Genomic DNA, 17487 nt, shown 5'->3' on the forward strand with positions numbered 1-17487 from the left:
TTGCCGCCAGCGTGGCGCCGTCGAGCGGCTGCACCGTCACCACCCTGGGCTCGAAGCGCTCGGGCGCCGCCTTGACCCAGACGATGCTCTGGTTCGAGGGGTTCTTGACCAGTGCGTCCGCGGGCACGGGTACGCCCTGGACACGGCTGCGGGTCTGCACGACCACCTGCACGGGCTGCCCGACCGCCAGCGCGGACAGTGCGGCACCCTCGGCACGGAACATCAGGGGCAGCGCCTGCTCGCGCAGCGAGCGCGATGCGCCGACGAACGTCAGCGGCACCGTCTTCCCGCCAGCCATTAGGAACGCCGTGTCCACGTCCGAGGCCACTGCGGCGTCAAAGGCCAGGGCTTCCACGCGCAACCGAGACGGATCCACCACCTCGAACACCAGTTCGCGCGCGTCCACCACCTGGCCGCTGACGGCGTTGGCCGAAGCAATCACGCCCGACACGGGAGCCAGCAGCGCGTCGCGCCCGGAGAGGCCGCCACCGATGGCTGCCATGCGCGCGCCCAGGCTGGCCACCTCGCTTTCGGCCACCTCGATCTCCTTGCGCGGCACGGTGTCGGCCAGCTCCTTGAGGCGAGCCAGGCGCTTGGCCGCCAGATCGCGGCCGGCTCGCAGTTCGGCCAGCTGCGCCGCTTGGTTGGAGCGCTCGATGGCGCTGGCCGAGGGCACGACGTAGGCCAGCACGTCGCCCTTGCGCACTGGCTGGCCCACGGAGGGCAGCCCGCGCGGGCCGGGCTCCAGCCTCCCGGCCACCAGGGCCTGCACCATGCCTCCGGCGTTGGGGTCCATCTGCACGCGGCCCGCCAGCTCCAGCGCACGGGGCAGTTGCCCGGCCTGGGCCACCGCCGTGCGCACGGCCATCTGGCGTTGCGCGGGCTTGGGCAGGAAGACGCTCCCGTCGGGAAGGCGCTGGGGACCGCTGGCGTTGATGGCTGGAGCAGCGTCACCGTGGTCGTGTCCGTCGCCAGCCCGTGCCAGCGATGCGGCCAGCGCCAGCGTCAGCAGCACGAGTGCGGAGTGAATGCGGGCGATGCGCTTCATGCAGCGGCTCCGGTACGGCTGCGACGGCCGGTGGCGTAGCGCCGCCAGCCCCAAGCCATGGCGCCCAGGGCGCCCAGCACCCCGGCCACCCAGCCGGAGGCGCTCTGCCAGTGGCTGGCATTGCCCTGCTCGGCATGCTCGTCGGCGTGCAGGTCCAGCTCGCCGGCGAGCAGGTCCGTCACGGCGCCCGCCGTGACGGTGGCCGTTACCGGGGTGGCGCCGGGCTGCAGCGGCTGCGCCAGCGTCGCCTCGAACTCGCCTTCGGCATGGGGTTGCACCTTGATCTTCTGGCCACCGATCTCGACTTCCAGTTGGGCGTCCTTCACTGGGCTGTTGCTGTCGGCATGGTCCAGGTAGAGCGTCAGGTGCGTGCCGTTGACGACGGCCACCAGCTCGAAATCTTCGGAAACGGCGGCGAAGCGCGGCAAGGCCGGACCGGTGGCCGCGGGCGGTGCATCGCCATGGTCATGGCCGTCGCCGGCCTGCGCGGCCGGCACGGCCAGCAGTGCAAGGGCTGCCACGAGGACAGCCGCAGACTTGTGGATTCGAGGGGCGTACATGACGGAAGTCCCGGGATATCGTTGCGGGGAGTGCGTGCGGATAGGGGAGTGTTGTGACGGGTGCATGTCGCAGCACCTCACTCGGGCAGCAGGCCCATGGCCTGGCGCCATTGCGAAAGTGCCTGTGCCAGCTCAATGCGCGCGCGCGCCTGCAGCCGCTCGGCCTCGAAGGCCTCCAGCTCGACGCGCAGCCGGGTCGGCAGGTCCGCTTCACCAAGCCTGAAGGCCTTGTCGATGAAGCCGCGCGTCTGCTCAGCTAGCGCCGCGCGCTGCGCGGCCGCTTCAGCGACCTGGCTCGCACCGTCCATACGGGCCTGGGCTGCGGCAAGCTCGCCCTGCAGGCGCTGCTGCTCCACGGCCAGCGCGCTCTCGGCCTCGATCCGTTCCGCGCCGGCTGCCGCCACGCGGGCGCGATGCCGGCTGTCCGATCCGAAGGGAATGCGCACGCCGACGGTGAGCGACTGGCCGTAGGCCTCGCCCAGCACATCGCGCTCGCGCGTGGAGGCCAGGGCGATCTCGGGGTTGGCGCGCCGCTGCACGCTAGCCAGCGCCTGGCTGCGCCGCGCCACTTCGGCACGATCCTGCAGCTCGACCAGCAGAGGGTGGAAGAAGTTGGTGCCGGGGGCGGGCATGGCCTCGGCTGTGTCGGGCAGCGGCTGGGGCAGTTCGATGCCCGCAAGCGCCCTGAGCGCCTGCAGTGCCTGCGCCTGCAACGCGGCAGCTTCAGCCAGTCCGGCCCGCGCCGCGGCTGCCGCTCCCTCGGCTTGGTGCTGGTCGGCCCGGGAGAGATCGCCCGCGTTCACGCGGCGTGCGACGTCAGCGGCGAGTTGCTGCGTGTTGGCCAACCGGGCCTGCGCCAGGGTGGCCTCGATACGGGCACGGTGCACCGTCCACCAGGCCTCGCGGACCTGGCCGGCCAGTCGCAGCTGCGCGGCCAGCACATGGCTGTCCACGGCCTGGCGTTCGGCCTCGGCCACGGCCTGCGTGCGCGAGCGCTCGCCGGGCAGCCACAGCGGCACGGCCACGCCGGCGACGTACTCGCGCCGGCCGTTGTTGCGCATCAGGCGGTCGCTGCGGCCCGACAGCTCCAGCGCTGCCGGCTCGGGCGTCCAGCTGCGTGCCGCTTCGAGCCGAGCATCGGTGGCGTCGCGCCGCGCCGTGGCGCCGCGCGCCTCGGGTTGCCGTTGCCAGGCGCTGTCGAACACCTGCCGCAGCGTGATGGAAGTGCCGGTGGCGTCTTGGGCATGGGCGCCCGGCGCGATGGCCAGCAGGCAGGCCCATGCCAGAGCGGATGCGGCTCGGCCCGCACCCCGACCCCAGGGTCCGAATGTCATGAAGTCTCTCGCAAGCGAAGCGGGCGGCGGCCCGCGTTGTTCTGGTCAGGAGGGACGGAGCAACAGGCCGCTCATGCGGCGCGTCAGCCGGTCACGGCCGGCCTCTTCCGTCCAGAGATCAGATCAGTCACGCGAGAGGGGGGCGCAGCGGATTGTCGGGATCACGCTGCGGGATGAAGTGCTGGCAGATGCCGGGCACAAGATCGGGCCCAGATTGGGTCAACGACGTGGACCAGTCCAGCAAAGCCATCGACCAGCCGTGGCCCTGGCATGTCGAGCAGTCGGCGCCGCAGGACCAGTCCGCAGCGCCGTCGTCGGAAGCGTCACGATCCATGGCTGCCGCTGCGACCTCGTGCACGTGCTCGTGGTGGCCGAAATGCGCTTGGCTGCCGCTCACGCGCTCATGTCCGCAGGCGTTCGCTGCCGCCGCCCAGATCGACTGGAACGGCAGCAACGCAATCAGCAGGACAAGCACGAAGCGGCGCATTGTGCAAGTGTATCAACACCAATATGCCGGCCTCCCATATATGTCTGCGGCAGGTCGGTTTCCTGGTCAGCTGCCCTGCGTCGTCCACTGTAGGCGCTGCTTTTCCTCGGGGGACTGGCTCAGCCGTTCATGGCGCACCTGCTCACGCGTCTTGGTCTGCGTGGCCGCCGGGAACGTGTCCAGCGGCGGGCCTTCGCGGACGATCAGGCCCGGTGCGGCTGAGCGCGCGTCGGCTTGCACCTGCGCTCGGGTCGACGTGCTCTGGGCGTGCTCCGGGTGATAGCTCAAGCCCTGGTCCGTGTTTTCCTGGTGCCATTCGGCATTGGCCATGGCCAGGGCCGGGGCCAGCAGCGCTGCGCCTATCAGCAGGCCGGTGCAATGGGAGCGGGCTTTCATCAAGCTCATGAGGTTCTCGAATCTCGAAAAGTGAGGGAGTTGCGTGGGAATCGAAAGGCGTGGTCAGGGACCGCGAAACATCTCCTGCAGGCGCTGCCGTTCAGCGGCGGACATGTTCAGGTACTCGTTGCGTACCTGTTCGCGCGTCTTGCCTGTCGTCGCGCTCGCTGTGCTTGCCGCGTCCGGCGTGGAGACACCAGCGGCACTGCGACCCCCAGCCCCCGTACTCGTGCTGCCGTGATCGGGCTGGTACCGGTAGCCCTGGTTGTTGTTGGCCGGTACCCAGGGCGAATCCGCCATGGAAACAGCCGGCGCCAAGAGCACCGCGGACAGGGTCGCGACGGCGGAGAGCTTGCGGGTCTTCATGAGGTGCTTCCTTTCGTGACATTGGCCGCTACATCAGCGACCGTGAAAGCACTGTAGAAACCGGACCGGAACACGACGGCGTCACGCAGATGACAATTTCGTCATCTCCTCTCGGGCCAGGCAAGGCTGTTTCGGACCAACGCCGCGTCGTTCTGCGGTTGATGTGCTGTAGGCATGCCGTCCTGGATTGCAAAACCGTCATCAGTCCGCACGCCTGTCGTAACCCCGCGCCATTCAAACTGGACGGCGGGATGACGAAAGGGCAAAGGGCCCGCATCGGCTGCATCCCGTGCAACCAGGAGAACAGCATGAGCTTGCGAGCTTTCAGGACGATCACGCTCGTCGGCAGCATGGCGTTGATCGCCAGCGCGGCAATGGCAGCGAATGACGCAAGGCTGTCCAACGGCAAGTCCATGTACGGAACACCCGTCGATGCCAGGACCGCCATCAAGGAAGTGAATGTCGCCACGACCGGAGCCGTGAACGTGTCATGCGGCGACGTCGTTGCGTTCCGCAACGCGGACAAGACCTTTGCATGGAAATTCGACGTGATCGGCCACCGCGACGTGGACTTGCAAAGCATCGCTCCGGCAGGCTTCGCCAACAAGCCGCTGCGCATTCACGTCGCAACCAACGACATGGAGCGCAACTGACTTTCTGAGGGCTGAGCGCCGGCGGCCGCCATGGCGGTCGTGCAGCATGCGCAATTCAAGGCCGCCGAACCGCGACGCGTCACTGCAACAAGCTTCACGGTGGTGGCTGGAGCCGTGGGACGTCAGGATGGCGTGCCGGCCGCTTTGAGCCATGGAGACAGTAGGGCCGCGAATCGGCAACCGCTGCCATCGACAGTTGCCGTCGTGCGCCGCGACTGTTGCGCAAGGCTCCATGAGCCTTGAGAATGGCCATGGCGCAACTGCCCAGCTCAGTTGGTGCAGTTGCTCAGGGCACCGGCCCGGATCAGGGCGCCGGCTTGCCGCACTGGCCGCAAAACCGGCTGCCCACTTGCAAACCCTTGCCGCATTGCATGCACGCGACATTCAGCGACGTGCCGCACTGAGGGCAGAACTTGCTGCCGGCGGGGGTGGTCGCGCTGCACTTCAGGCAGGCTTGGCCCGCAGCAGCCTGCGGCACCGGGGCAAGGACGCAGCGCTGGCCACTGTCGGCAAATGTGCTGGAGTTGTCGTTGCGGCCGTGACGGCCGCCGCTGTGATGGCCACCACCCTGGTGCTTGCGGCCGTGGTGCCCGTCGAAGAGGCGATCGAAAATTCCCATGCTTCGGATTCCTGTATCTCAAGGTACTTGAACTCCACGTTGCCGCCGACAGCCGAAATCGTTGGACGTCAACCAAGGCTGTAGAGACAGCCGCCATGTCGTCACTGTAGGCACCCGTGCTCGACGCTCGGCGAACGACAGCATGACAATTTCGTCATCTTCCCCAGGACATGAAATGGCGACAATCGCGTCATGCGAATACTGGTGGTCGAGGATGAGAAACGGGTGGCCGAGTACCTGCACAAGGGTCTGACCGAGAATGGCTACGCCGTGGACTTGGCGCACAACGGGCCGGACGGCCTGCATCTGGCGCTCGAGGGCAGCTACGACCTGGTGCTGCTGGACGTGATGCTGCCGGGCATCGACGGCTTTGCCGTGTTGCGCGCCTTGCGGGCAGTGCGTGCCACGCCGGTATTGATGCTCACGGCCCGCGATGCGGTGGACGACCGTGTGCACGGCCTGCAGCAAGGGGCCGACGACTACCTCGTCAAACCCTTCGCGTTCTCGGAGTTGCTGGCCCGGGTGCAGGCGCTGCTGCGCCGTGGCACGCAGCAGCACGCGGAGCTGGACGCCAACCGCTTGCGCCTGGCGGACCTGGAGCTGGATCTGGTACGCCGGCGTGCCACCCGAGCTGGGCAGCGCCTGAACCTCACTGCCAAGGAATTCCTGCTGCTGACCATGCTGCTTCGCCACCGCGGCGAAGTGCTCTCGCGCACCGTCATTGCCGAGCAGGTCTGGGACATGAATTTCGACAGCGACACCAACGTGGTGGACGTTGCAGTCAGGCGATTGCGCAGCAAGCTCGATGACCCCTTCGAGACGAAGCTGCTGCACACCGTGCGCGGCATGGGCTACGTGCTTGAGGACCGTATACCTTGAAGCGGGCGCCGGCGCGGTCGCTGGTATGGCGCCTGTCGGTCTGGTCGGCGCTCCAAAGCCTAATGGGGCTGACGCTAGTGGCGATGGGGGTCTACCTTGCCACCGCCTGGAGCCTTTCCATCCGGGAGCAAGAGACGCTGGAACAACGCCAGGCCGTGGTCGAACATCTGATCGAGGAAGCCATTGCCAATGCCGATCTGGTGACATTGCGCCACAAGCTTGACGACTTCTTCGTCAGCACGACGGGCATTGGACTGCGTCTGGAGCTGCCCGATGGCAAGCCGCTGTACGAGCGCGCGATGCAAGGCAACCACGGTCACACGCGGGCAGCAAGGTTCGAACAGCGTTGGCCATTGGATTTCCAGGGCTCAATCCGTGGTGCACTGACGCTGGACACGTCCTTGGACGACAGTTTGCTGGAACGCCTGGCGGCCATCCTGGTGGTCAGCGCGCTGGGGGGTGCGACGCTGATTTCGCTGACCGGCTCCGTGCTCGTACGCCGCAGCCTCATGCCCGTGTTGGCGCTGTCGCGTCAGATCCGCTCCATCGGGCCTGCCGGTCTGCACGGACGGCTTGACGGCATTGACCAGCCTGAGGAACTGCAACCCGTTGTGGAGCAGTTCAATGCACTGCTGCAAAGGCTGGAGCAGGCCTACGCGCAGCTCGAAGCGTTCAACGCTGACGTGGCCCATGAGCTGCGCACGCCTTTGGCGGCGCTCATCGGCCACAGCGAGGTTGCCCTGAGCCGGCATCGCTCCGTGCAGGAATTGCAGGAAGTCATCGGGAACAACCTCGATGATCTGCGGCGGCTCTCGGGCATCGTCAACGACATGTTGTTCCTGTCCAAGGCGGACCGCGGTGCCAGGGCACGCCGCCTGCCCCTACCCAGCGTTGCGAGGATCGTCAACGAAGTTGTGGAGTTTCATGACGCGGCACTGCACGAAGCCGGTCTCCAGGTCCGGCTGACGGGCGATGCCTCGGGCGCTTTCGACGCGGCGTTGCTACGCCGTGGGCTGTCCAACCTGCTGGCCAACGCCACCCGCTATGCCAGCCCGGGCTCCACCGTGGAGGTGGACATCACAATGCCTTCCCATGACCTCCTGCAGCTGGTCGTGAGCAACACGGGCAAGGACATTGGGCGCGAGCACCTGCCTCGCCTGTTCGATCGCTTCTACAGGGTGGAAGCGTCGCGCGAGCACAGCGACGTCAATCATGGCCTGGGATTGGCCATCGTGGCCGCAATCGCGCGAATGCATGACGGCCAGACCTTCGTGGACTCCCATTCCGGCCGTACAAGCATAGGCCTTCGCCTGCCCGCTATAGCGGTAGCGAGCTCACCAAGTCGCCAGCTTTGACACGAGCCTCACCCAGTACCGATGGGTCGCTGCCGTCGTTGCCCATCATCGCCCGCGCACTGGCGCTGGCGCGGTCCGAACCACATCAAAGGTCGTCACAACAGCGCCAAAGGCGGCCGTCACGGACGGCAGTGTATCGCGCGGGCTGGAACTACCCCATGCCAGCCAGGGCCACGGCCGCGCCAGCCCCGTCCCAGGCCGGCGGACGGAGTTGATCGACGGCCCACAGCCACAGCAGCGCCACGTCGATGTAGGCGCCGCCGTAAGCCGCATAGACGCGAACCTGGGAGAAGCGGTCCGCGAAGCGCTGGGCGTGGTCACTCCAAGGTTGCGGCCACTGCCGCGTGGGGCCTGCGCACCTGGGATGCCGTGCCCGGCGCTTGGCGTTGCGCCGCAGATTCACATGCGCACGCTGGACGCCGGCCTGCATGTCCCTGAGGCACCTGGGCACCTGTCCTTGACTCTGCAGCGGCTACAGGGTTTGCAATCCAGCCTGAAGCAAGCATCGAACCCTCATGGACAAGACCAACGTTTCCTCCTGCCAAGGTCACTGCGGCTGCTCCGCAGCGGCTGCGGTGCCAGCCGCACCTGCGCTTCGCGTCTCGCGCTACCGCATCGACAACATGGACTGCCCCACCGAGGAGGCGCTCATCCGCGACCGCCTGGGCCGGGTCGAGGGCGTGCAGCAGCTCGACTTCAACCTGATGCAGCGCACGCTCGACGTGCACCACGCGCTGGCGACGGCGCAGCCTGTCGAGGCGGCCCTGGCTTCCATCGGGATGAAAGCCCAGCCCCGCGACGAGGCGCAGGCGCGCACCTCGGTGCTGACCATCTCCAAGATGGACTGCCCCACCGAGGAGGCGCTGATCCGCAGCAAGCTGCAGGGCATGCCCGGCATCCTCGGCCTGGAGTTCAACCTCATGCAGCGCAAGCTCACGCTGCACCACAGCGCCCAGGCGCTGCCGCAGGCGCTGGCGGCGCTGCGCGCCATCGGGCTGGGCGCCGATGAGCCCGACCCCGGTGCGGCGCTCGCCGGCGCAGCGCGCGACGTGAACGACCTGCCAGGCGAGCGCGAGCCCTGGTGGCCGCTGGCGTTGTCCGGCGCCGCGGCGCTCGCGGCCGAGGCGGTGGAATGGCTGCAGCCTGACAGCTCGTGGCTGGTGCTCGCGCTCGCGCTCGTGGCCATTGGCAGCGGCGGGCTGTCCACCTACAAGAAGGGCTGGATCGCGCTGCGCCACCTCAACCTCAACATGAACGCGCTGATGTCCATCGCCGTCACCGGCGCGATGCTCATCGGCCACTGGCCCGAAGCCGCGATGGTGATGTTCCTCTTCGCGGTGGCCGAGCTCATCGAGGCCAAGTCGCTCGACCGCGCCCGTCACGCGATTCGCGGGCTGCTGGAGCTGGCACCCGACAAGGCCACCGTGCTGCAGCCCGACGGCAACTGGACGGACGTCCTGGCCTCCAGCGTCGAGCCCGACGCCCAGGTGCGCGTCAAGCCCGGCGAGCGCATCGCGCTCGATGGCCAGATCGTCTCGGGCCGCTCGACGGTCAACCAGGCGCCCATCACCGGGGAGAGCATCCCCGTGGAGAAGGCTGCGGGCGACAAGGTCTTCGCCGGCACCATCAACGAGTCCGGCTCCTTCGAGTACCGGGTCACGGCCCGCGCCGGCGACTCCACGCTGGCGCGCATCATCCATGCCGTGGAGTCGGCCCAGGGTGCGCGCGCACCCACCCAGCGCTTCGTCGACCAGTTTGCGCGCATCTACACGCCGGCCGTCTTCGCCGTGGCACTGGCCGTGGCCGTGGTGCCGCCGCTGGCTCTGGGCGCCGAGTGGCTGACGTGGGTCTACCGGGCCCTGGTGCTGCTGGTGGTGGCCTGCCCCTGTGCGCTCGTCATCTCCACCCCCGTGACCATCGTCAGCGGCCTTGCGGCAGCGGCCCGCAAGGGCATCCTCATCAAGGGCGGCGCCTACCTGGAAGCCGGGCGCCGCCTCACGGCCATCGCCCTGGACAAGACCGGCACGCTCACCCACGGCAAGCCCGAGCAGACCGACGTGGTGGCCCTGGGCGGCGACGAGGGGCCGCTGCGCCGCATCGCCGCCAGCCTGGCGTCGCGCTCGGATCACCCCGTGTCGCAGGCGATCTCGCGCGCTGCGCGGCGCGACACCCTCCCCGTGCTCGACGTGCAGGCGTTCTCCGCACTGCCGGGCTACGGCGTGCAGGGCAGCGTGGACGGCACCACGTACCAGCTGTGCAACCCGCGCTGGACAGAGCAGCGCTTCGGCCCCCCTTCGCAGGCCGAGCAAGCGCGCATGCAGGCGCTGGAGCAGCAGGGCAAGACGCTCGTGCTGCTGAGTGACCAGAGCCGGGTGCTCGCCCTTTTCGCGGTGGCCGACACCGTCAAGGACAGCAGCCGCAGCGCGGTGGCCGAGATGCAGGCGCTGGGAGTGCGGACCGTGATGCTCACGGGCGACAACCCGCACACGGCCCGCGCGATCGCGGCGCAGGTGGGCATCGACGACGCCCGCGGCCACCAGCTGCCCGAGGACAAGCTGCGCTTCGTCGAGGAGGCCAGCCGTGGCGGCCAGCACGTGGGCATGGTGGGCGACGGCATCAACGATGCGCCGGCACTCGCGCGCGCGGACATCGGCTTTGCCATGGGGGCCGCGGGCAGCGACACCGCCATCGAGACGGCCGACGTCGCGCTCATGGACGACGACCTGCGCAAGGTGCCCGCCTTTGTCCGGCTCTCGCGCGCAACCGCCCGCGTGCTCGTGCAGAACATCGTCCTGGCGCTGGGCATCAAGGCGGTTTTCCTGGTGATGACCTTCACCGGCCAGGCCACGATGTGGATGGCCGTCTTTGCCGACATGGGCGCGAGCCTGCTGGTGGTGTTCAACGGCTTGCGGCTGCTGGCCTGGTCGGACCGTTCACCAGCGCCTGGCGCCGCCGCACCGGAGCGGCTTTCGCCAGCAGCACGGTGATTGCGCCGGCCGGCCCGCGCCGGCCCACCCCTGGTGCAGGAGCGCTTGGATGGACAGCTTGCGGGCTTGACGGGCATCAATGCGCTGGACGGGATCAGGTCAAGAATCTTCCAAGCATTCCGCCAAGAGCGGTGTCGAGGCTTGGGCAGTCATCAGCCAGGCCAATTGCGTTCGTGACCCTGGAGGTCCGTGATGAACAAGCGAGTTCTTGCCATGGCAGTTGCCGCAGCGCTGGTCTTGCCGGCATGCGCACAGCAAGGGGGGGCACCCAGCGGCAGCACACAGGCTCAGCCTGCGGCGCCCAATCCGGCCGAGTTCGACAAGCAGATGGCCCAGGTGCAGGCGCAGATGCGCCAGATGCAGGCGCAGATGGAGCGCATCCGCTCCACGCAGGACCCCCAGGAGCGCCAGAAGCTGATGCAGGAGCACTGGAGCAGCATGCAGGCCGCCATGACCGCGATGCACTCGATGTGGGGACCCGGTGGCGCCATGGCCTGCTGCATGGGCGGCGCGGGCAACATGACGGGTGGCCCCGGGATGATGCGCGGCCCGATGATGGGCTGGGACCACATGCGCGGCTACTACTCCAGCCTCACGCCCGAGCAGATTCGCCAGCGCCAGTACATGACGGACCAGTACATGCCGATGCAGCAGATGATGATGGACCACATGATGTGGCACCAGCAGTGGATGATGAATCCGCCGGCTGCCGCACCGGCGAAGTAGCCAGGAAGGACGGCCGCCGCTGGCGGCCACGCGCCCGGCAGTGCGCTGCGCCTGCCCGGGCGACGAGGTTCCCTGGCTGCGGCTACTCAAGCCGCCCGCGGTGGCTGGGCACGCCGGCCTGAGAGCGCGTTGAGCCGGAAACCGACCAGCGCGATGGCCAGCACGACGAGCTGTGCCGTCACGGTCTCCAGCGAAGGAAACAGCCCCAGCAGCTCGATGCGCGGCGAAGGAATGGGGCTCGCGGAGAGCCAGCCGGCCTCCTGGAGGGCCGCCACGCCCTTGCCGCACAGCACCACGGCCAGCAGGGCCACCAGGACCGAGCTGATCGAGAAGAACTTGCCGATGGGCATGCGCGCACTCGTGCGCATGAGCGCCCAGGCGATGACGGCCAGGATCGCCACCCCGGCCGCCAGCCCGCCCAGCAGTGCGGCGCCGTTGCCCTCGACGGCCAGCGCCGAGTAGAACAGGACTGTCTCGAACACCTCGCGGTAGACCGCGATGAAGGCCAGCGCGAACAGTGCCCAGGCCGAGCGGCGCGACATCGCCGACGACAGCTTGTCCTTGAGGTACGCCTGCCAGCGCCCCGCGCTGCTCTTCTGGTGCATCCACAGCCCCACGGCCAGCAGCACGAGCGCGGCAAACAGCGAGGAAACCCCCTCCGTCACCTCACGGCTGGCGCCACTGATGCCCACCACGTAGGTGGCCACGCCCCACGTTGCGCCGCCGGCGGCCAGCGCGCTCATCCAGCCCGCGTGCACATGCCGCACTACGTCGTGGCGCTGCGCCTTGCGCAGGAACGCCAGCATGCCCACGATGATGAGCAGTGCCTCGACGCCTTCGCGCAGCAGGATGGTCAGCGCGCCCAGGAACGTGGTCACGGGGTCGGCTGCGCCCTTGCCCAGTTCGGACTCCACCTGCGCGAACACGCCGTCGAGCTGCTGAGCCATCGCCGCGGCCTCCTCGGCCCGACCAGAGGCCAACGCCCCGCGATAGCTCAGCATCCGCGCCTCGACCTGTGCCGTCAGATCCTTGTTGCGCGCGGACAGCGTCGGCTCCAGCGGCTCGAAGCCATCGAGGTAGGCGGACAGGCCCAGCCGGGTCGCCTCCGGGAAGTTGCCCGCGCGTGCCGCGGCGACGCTGCGCTGCAGCTGCGCGCGCGCCAGCGCCACGCCCGTGGGCTTGCCCTGGGCAACGGCCTGCGGCTGCGAGCGCAGGTAGGCCACCACGTCCCGGGCCTCGTCGGCACCAAGGGCCGTGGCGGCTGCGCCTTCCGTGGTCGTCGTGACGGCGGCGAGGTCGCCGAACTGCGTCCTGGCCGCCGAGCTGTTCTTCCACAGCGCCTGGCCGCGCTCGCGCATGGCCGCGTCGTACGACAGCCCGCCGGCGAAGAATGCCAGCGCCCAGCGATCGGACTCCGGCAGGCTGGCAAAGCCGGGCATGGACGTGCCGCCCACGCCCTGCGTGACGATCTGGTAGAGCGCAAGCACGCTGCGCGAGCGCGCACGCTCGCGCTCGGTGAAGGCCACCGGCTTGGGGTCGAGCCGGGCCGCCAGGGGCCCGTCACCGTGGCCACCGGCGCCATGACAGCTTGCGCACTGCGCCTGGTACAGCGCCGCGCCGCGCTGCAGGTCCGGCAATGCCTTGGGCGCCACCGGCACCGGGTACGCCGCCAGGAGCTGGTCGCCGGCCTGCCGCGCCAGCGCGGCCACCTCGGTGCTGTGCACCCGCTGCTCCACCGCCTGCTGCACGGCCGCCACCGCCGCCACCAGGCGCTCGCGCGCGGTGTTCGGGGGCAGCGCTTGCGCTTGCCGCAGCGCGTTGGCGGCGAACTCGCGCATCTCGGCGTACTCCGCCTCGCTCAAGACCTTGCCATCGGCGACGGCACCACCGTAGTCCACGCCCACGTAGTCCAGCAGTTGCCACACCTGCCTGACGGAGGCTTCGGAAGGGGTGTCGTTGGCTGCAGCGAGGCTGCACCACAGGCACAGCGCCAGCAAGGTGCCAAGGAGTCGGACAAGGACGTTCTTCATGATGGGAATGATTATCGTTCCCTGTATTGGAAACCCTATAGCGGGTGTAGAGTCAAGCGCTGTTCATTCAATGGCCTGCATGGCGGTAGAGGCAACGTGAAGATCGGCGAACTGGCCAGCCAGACGGGGACGGCCGTGGAGACCATCCGTTTCTACGAACGCGAGGGGTTGCTGCCCGAGCCTGAACGCACGGCGGGCAACTACCGCGTCTACACGGCGGCGCACGTGGAGCGACTGGCCTTCGTGCGCCACTGCCGCAACCTCGACATGACGCTCGACGAGATCCGGGTGCTGCTGCGCTACAAGGACGCGCCCGAGGACAACTGCGGCGAGGTCAATGCGCTGCTGGACCAGCACATCGGGCATGTGGCACAGCGCATCCGCGAGTTGCGCTCACTGGAGAAGGCTCTCAAGGACTTGCGCCAGCAGTGCAACCAGGGCCAGCAAGCACGGGACTGCGGCATTCTCAACGAACTCACGCAGGCAGCCAACCAGGCGCCTTCATCGCGTTCGCATCGGTCGAGCCACGTCAAAGGTTGCCACTGAAGGCCAGGGCAGAGCTACCTGGGGCGGCGTCAGGGGGCATGTCACTGCTTCGTGCCGCCTTGAAGGTTTCCAACCGGCCGCAGCTCCGTCACCGTCAGTATCCCGCTGATCACCGTCAACACGAAGCTCACCGTCTGCCCGGCGGTAACGGTGCCCATATCAACCGAGGCAGCCACCGGAAAGTCCATCGTCATGGCCGGCATGCCCAGGCTCGGCATGTCGTCGTGGTCCACGGTGATCAGCCGGTCGGGGACATCGAGGTCGAGTAGCTTGCCCCTGCCCTGGAACGTGGCCGGCGCAGCCGTCGATGCTTTCGCAGTGGCAGCAGTAGCGGCAGCCGGCGCTGGCTCGGCACCCTGAGCCGCCATGACAGCCGCGCACAGTGCCACGGCTGCGAAAGGGATGCTCGTTGATCTTGCTCGCATGCTCACCTTTTTGAAGCAGGCTGCTCGTTGCCCTGCGAAGTCTCCGGCGCCTCGCGCTGCGACGTCGCGTGGCTGAGAGCCGCGCCCAGGGCGTCGAGCTGGCGCTGCCGGGTGCGCAGCCTCGTTGCCGGAAACGCCGCTGCGAGCCAAGCATAGACGACGTACTTCAGCAGCTTGCCGGCCCACAGCGCCAGGATGACCTGGGCCACGGGCAGCCGCGAGATGGCCGCGAACATGAGCGCCGGCGTCAGGGGCAGCGGCAATGCCGAGATCAGCAGCAGCGCCGGGGTACCGTAGGCGCCAAGCCACCGGGTTGCATCCAGCCAGGCCGCCGAGCGCACGACCTCGGGATAGCTGTCGAAGAAGCGCGCCCAGCCCAAATGGTGAAACACCAGGTACAGCAGCGCTGACCCCGCGGCGGAGCCCAGGCTGCCGCCCAGCGCCAGCGCGAACCAGCGCCGGGGGGCGAGCAGCACGGCGGCCACGAGGATCGAGGCGAAGGGCACGCTCATCGACAAGGTGGCCGCCAGCGCCATGCCGGCGACCACCACCGGGAAGCCCCGGTGCTGCGCGTGCCGCGTCAGGCTGCGCAGCAGCCCGGTCTCCAGCGTGGGACGCAACACCACGGCGTGCGCGTCACGGGTGCCGGGGCTGTGCCGCGCTGCGTGCCTTCCTGGCGCGCATGAGCACGTAGGCCGCCGGCACCACGAACAGCGACAGCAGCGGCGCCGTGACCATGCCGCCGAGCATGGGCGCGGCGATGCGGCTCATGACCTCGGAGCCCGTGCCCGTGGCCCAGACGATGGGCACCAGGCCCGCCAGGATCACGGCCACCGTCATGGCCTTGGGCCGCACCCGCAGCACCGCCCCCTCTCGGATGGCGTCGAGCACCACGTCGCGGCTGGGCGCCAGGCCCTGGTCGGCCCGATCCTGCAGCGCGTGCTTGAGGTACAGCAGCATCACCACGCCGAACTCGGCCGCCACGCCCGCGAGCGCGATGAAGCCCACGCCCGCAGCAATGGACATGTTGTAGCCCAGCACCCACAGAAACCAGATGCCGCCCGTGAGCGCAAAGGGCAGCGTGGCCATGATGAGCAGCGCCTCGTCGAAGCGCTTGAAGGTCAGGTACAGCAGCACGAAGATGATCAGAAGGGTCGCCGGCACCACGACCTTGAGCCGGGCGTTGGCGCGCTCCAGGTACTCGAACTGGCCCGAGTACGCCAGGCTCATCCCCGGCTCCAGCTTCACGTCCTTGGTGACCGCGGCGCGCAGGTCGTTGGCCACCGCTGCGAGGTCGCGCCCGCGCACGTCCACGTAGACCCAGCCCGAGGGCCGTGCGTTCTCGCTCTTGAGCAGCGGCGGGCCGTCCGTGACCTGGATCTTGGCCACCGTGCCGAGCGTGATCTGCTGACCCATGGGCGTGAGGATGGGCAGGCTGGAGAGTCGCTCGGGCGAGTCGCGCCACTCGCGCGGGTAGCGCAGGTTGATCGGAAAGCGCGCCAGCCCTTCGACAGTCTCCGCCACGTTCTCGCCGCCGATGGCGCCTGCCACCACCGCCTGCACGTCGGCGATGCTCAGGTTCAGCCGCGCTGCGGCGGCGCGGTCGATCTGCACGTCGATGTAGCGCCCGCCGGTGAGCCGCTCGGCCAGGGCCGAGGACACGCCGGGGACGCCCTTGGCGATGCGCTCGACGTCCAGCGCCACGCGGTCGATGGTGGCGAGGCTGCCGCCCGTGACCTTCACGCCGATGGGGCTCTTGATACCGGTGGCCAGCATGTCCAGGCGGTTGCGGATGGGCGGCACCCAGATGTTGGCCAGGCCCGGGATCTGCACCGTGCGATCCAGCTCCTCCACCAGCTTCTCGGGCGTCATGCCCGCGCGCCACTGCTCGCGGGGCTTGAGTTTCACCGTGGTCTCGAACATCTCCAGTTGCGCCGGGTCGGTGGCGGTCTCGGCGCGGCCGGCCTTGCCGAAGACCATCTCCACCTCGGGCACGGTGCGGATCATGCGATTGGTGATCTGCAGCAGCTCCGAGGCCTTCTGGGCCGAGAGGCCCGGCAGGGCCGAGGGCATGTAGAGCAGGTCGCCCTCGTCGATGCGCGGCAGGAACTCGCCACCCAGGCGCGACAGCGGCCACAGCGTGCTGGCAAAGACCAGCACCGCCAGGGCGAGCGTCGTGCGCGGCCGATGCAGCACCCACTCCAGCACCGGGCGATACACCGCGATGAGCACGCGCGTGATCGGGTTCTTCTGCTCATCAGGAATGCGCCCGCGAATCCACAGTCCCATGAGCACCGGGATCAGCGTCACCGACAGGCCCGCGGCCGCGGCCATGGCGTAGGTCTTGGTGTAGGCCAGCGGCCCGAAGAGCCGCCCCTCCTGGGCTTCGAGCGTGAAGACCGGGATGAAGCTCAGCGTGATGATGAGCAGCGAGAAGAAGAGCGCGGGGCCTACCTCCTCCGCTGCGCTGGTGATGACGCTCCAGCGCTCGTCGCCCTTGAGCTCCTGGCCCGGGTGAGCGTGCTGCCAGGCTTCGAGCTTCTTGTGCGCGTTCTCGATCATCACCACGGCCGCGTCCACCATGGCGCCGATGGCGATGGCGATGCCGCCGAGCGACATGATGTTGGCGTTGATCCCTTGCCAGCGCATCACGAGGAAGGCAGCCATCACGCCCAGCGGCAGCGCGATGATGGCCACCAGCGCCGAGCGCAGGTGCCACAGGAACACCGCGCACACCAGCGCCACGACGATGAACTCCTCGACAAGCTTGTCCTTGAGGTTGTCGATAGCCCGCTCGATGAGCGCGCCGCGGTCGTAGGTCGTGACGACCTCGACGCCCTGGGGCAGGCTCTTTTGCAGCTCTGCGAGCCTGGCCTTGACGGCGTGGATGGTCTCCTGCGCGTTCTTGCCCGAGCGCAGGATGACGATGCCGCCCGTGACCTCGCCCTGGCCGTCGAGCTCGGCGATGCCGCGGCGCATCTCGGGGCCGATCTGCAGCGTGGCCACGTCGCCGAGCTTGACCGGCACGCCCGCCCGCGCGGCCAGCGGGATGTTGCGGAAGTCGTCGAGCGACGTC

18 protein-coding genes are annotated in these 17487 nt (G+C 68.7%); 6 read left to right on the top strand and 12 right to left on the bottom strand.

The genetic code is table 11. The annotated features are described in order from the left end of the window. The 6 genes from ALA01S_RS26545 to ALA01S_RS26570 all read right to left on the bottom strand — a co-directional run. Nucleotides 1–1048: efflux RND transporter periplasmic adaptor subunit (locus ALA01S_RS26545; protein WP_066342309.1), on the bottom strand; the 1048-nt coding region annotated here is incomplete at its 3' end. Further along, on the bottom strand, nt 1045–1569 hold the full coding sequence (locus tag ALA01S_RS26550) for a hypothetical protein (RefSeq protein ID WP_238455961.1): 525 nt from the start codon (nt 1567–1569) through the stop codon (nt 1045–1047). The genes ALA01S_RS26545 and ALA01S_RS26550, both read right to left, overlap by 4 nt. A gap of 116 nt (nt 1570–1685) precedes the next feature. Continuing rightward, nucleotides 1686–2942, bottom strand: a complete 1257-nt coding sequence (locus ALA01S_RS26555) for a TolC family protein (protein WP_051244338.1) — start codon at nt 2940–2942, stop codon at nt 1686–1688. 127 nt (nt 2943–3069) lie between these two features. Continuing rightward, nucleotides 3070–3429 (bottom strand): hypothetical protein, encoded by a 360-nt coding sequence (locus tag ALA01S_RS26560; protein WP_051244343.1) that lies wholly within the window; start codon nt 3427–3429, stop codon nt 3070–3072. A 66-nt stretch (nt 3430–3495) separates the two neighbouring features. Beyond that, nucleotides 3496–3834: a DUF4148 domain-containing protein gene (locus ALA01S_RS26565; protein WP_064736103.1), complete on the bottom strand. Its 339-nt coding sequence runs from the start codon at nt 3832–3834 to the stop codon at nt 3496–3498. A gap of 54 nt (nt 3835–3888) precedes the next feature. Further along, nucleotides 3889–4191: a hypothetical protein gene (locus tag ALA01S_RS26570; RefSeq protein WP_029001661.1), complete on the bottom strand. Its 303-nt coding sequence runs from the start codon at nt 4189–4191 to the stop codon at nt 3889–3891. A 308-nt stretch (nt 4192–4499) separates the two neighbouring features. On the opposite strand from ALA01S_RS26570, the gene ALA01S_RS34115 reads away from it, so the two are divergent. Next, on the top strand, nt 4500–4844 hold the full coding sequence (locus ALA01S_RS34115) for a CzcE family metal-binding protein (protein ID WP_169517155.1): 345 nt from the start codon (nt 4500–4502) through the stop codon (nt 4842–4844). Nucleotides 4845–5148: 304 nt separating this feature from the next. On the opposite strand, the gene ALA01S_RS26580 is transcribed toward ALA01S_RS34115, so the two are convergent. Continuing rightward, a complete protein-coding gene (locus tag ALA01S_RS26580) occupies nt 5149–5463 on the bottom strand; it encodes a zinc ribbon domain-containing protein (RefSeq protein WP_029001662.1) in 315 nt (104 codons plus the stop codon). A 192-nt stretch (nt 5464–5655) separates the two neighbouring features. On the opposite strand from ALA01S_RS26580, the gene ALA01S_RS26585 reads away from it, so the two are divergent. Then, nucleotides 5656–6342 carry a heavy metal response regulator transcription factor gene (locus ALA01S_RS26585; RefSeq protein WP_029001663.1) on the top strand — a complete coding sequence of 229 codons (687 nt, stop codon included), beginning with the start codon at nt 5656–5658 and terminating at the stop codon, nt 6340–6342. Beyond that, nucleotides 6339–7697 (top strand): heavy metal sensor histidine kinase, encoded by a 1359-nt coding sequence (locus tag ALA01S_RS26590; RefSeq protein ID WP_029001664.1) that lies wholly within the window; start codon nt 6339–6341, stop codon nt 7695–7697. The genes ALA01S_RS26585 and ALA01S_RS26590 overlap by 4 nt, the downstream gene beginning before the upstream one ends. Before the next feature lie 151 nt (nt 7698–7848). On the opposite strand, the gene ALA01S_RS26595 is transcribed toward ALA01S_RS26590, so the two are convergent. Then, the gene (locus ALA01S_RS26595; protein ID WP_051244348.1) at nt 7849–8127 is read right to left on the bottom strand and encodes a YnfA family protein; all 279 of its coding nucleotides are present in this window, start codon (nt 8125–8127) and stop codon (nt 7849–7851) included. A gap of 85 nt (nt 8128–8212) precedes the next feature. On the opposite strand from ALA01S_RS26595, the gene ALA01S_RS26600 reads away from it, so the two are divergent. Then, a complete protein-coding gene (locus tag ALA01S_RS26600; protein ID WP_064736104.1) occupies nt 8213–10684 on the top strand; it encodes a heavy metal translocating P-type ATPase in 2472 nt (823 codons plus the stop codon). Nucleotides 10685–10876: 192 nt separating this feature from the next. Further along, nucleotides 10877–11410, top strand: a complete 534-nt coding sequence (locus ALA01S_RS26605) for a hypothetical protein (protein WP_029001665.1) — start codon at nt 10877–10879, stop codon at nt 11408–11410. A gap of 86 nt (nt 11411–11496) precedes the next feature. Here ALA01S_RS26605 and ALA01S_RS26610 read toward each other — a convergent pair whose 3' ends face one another. Then, nucleotides 11497–13440 carry an FTR1 family protein gene (locus ALA01S_RS26610; protein ID WP_084151200.1) on the bottom strand — a complete coding sequence of 648 codons (1944 nt, stop codon included), beginning with the start codon at nt 13438–13440 and terminating at the stop codon, nt 11497–11499. 96 nt (nt 13441–13536) lie between these two features. Between ALA01S_RS26610 and cadR the strand changes: the two genes are divergently transcribed. Then, nucleotides 13537–13986: a Cd(II)/Pb(II)-responsive transcriptional regulator gene (gene cadR, locus ALA01S_RS26615; RefSeq protein WP_043461575.1), complete on the top strand. Its 450-nt coding sequence runs from the start codon at nt 13537–13539 to the stop codon at nt 13984–13986. 41 nt (nt 13987–14027) lie between these two features. Here cadR and ALA01S_RS35270 read toward each other — a convergent pair whose 3' ends face one another. The 3 genes from ALA01S_RS35270 to ALA01S_RS26630 form a co-directional block, all read right to left on the bottom strand. Next, on the bottom strand, nt 14028–14411 hold the full coding sequence (locus tag ALA01S_RS35270) for a copper-binding protein (protein ID WP_043461577.1): 384 nt from the start codon (nt 14409–14411) through the stop codon (nt 14028–14030). 2 nt (nt 14412–14413) lie between these two features. Continuing rightward, nucleotides 14414–15037, bottom strand: coding sequence for a YqaA family protein (locus ALA01S_RS26625; RefSeq protein WP_238446929.1), 624 nt, complete (start codon nt 15035–15037; stop codon nt 14414–14416). A 10-nt stretch (nt 15038–15047) separates the two neighbouring features. Further along, nucleotides 15048–17487 (bottom strand): efflux RND transporter permease subunit (locus ALA01S_RS26630; protein ID WP_066342310.1); only part of this gene is annotated, 2440 nt, incomplete at its 5' end.

This window comes from Azohydromonas lata NBRC 102462, from assembly GCF_001571085.1.
Taxonomy (GTDB): domain Bacteria; phylum Pseudomonadota; class Gammaproteobacteria; order Burkholderiales; family Burkholderiaceae_C; genus Azohydromonas; species Azohydromonas lata.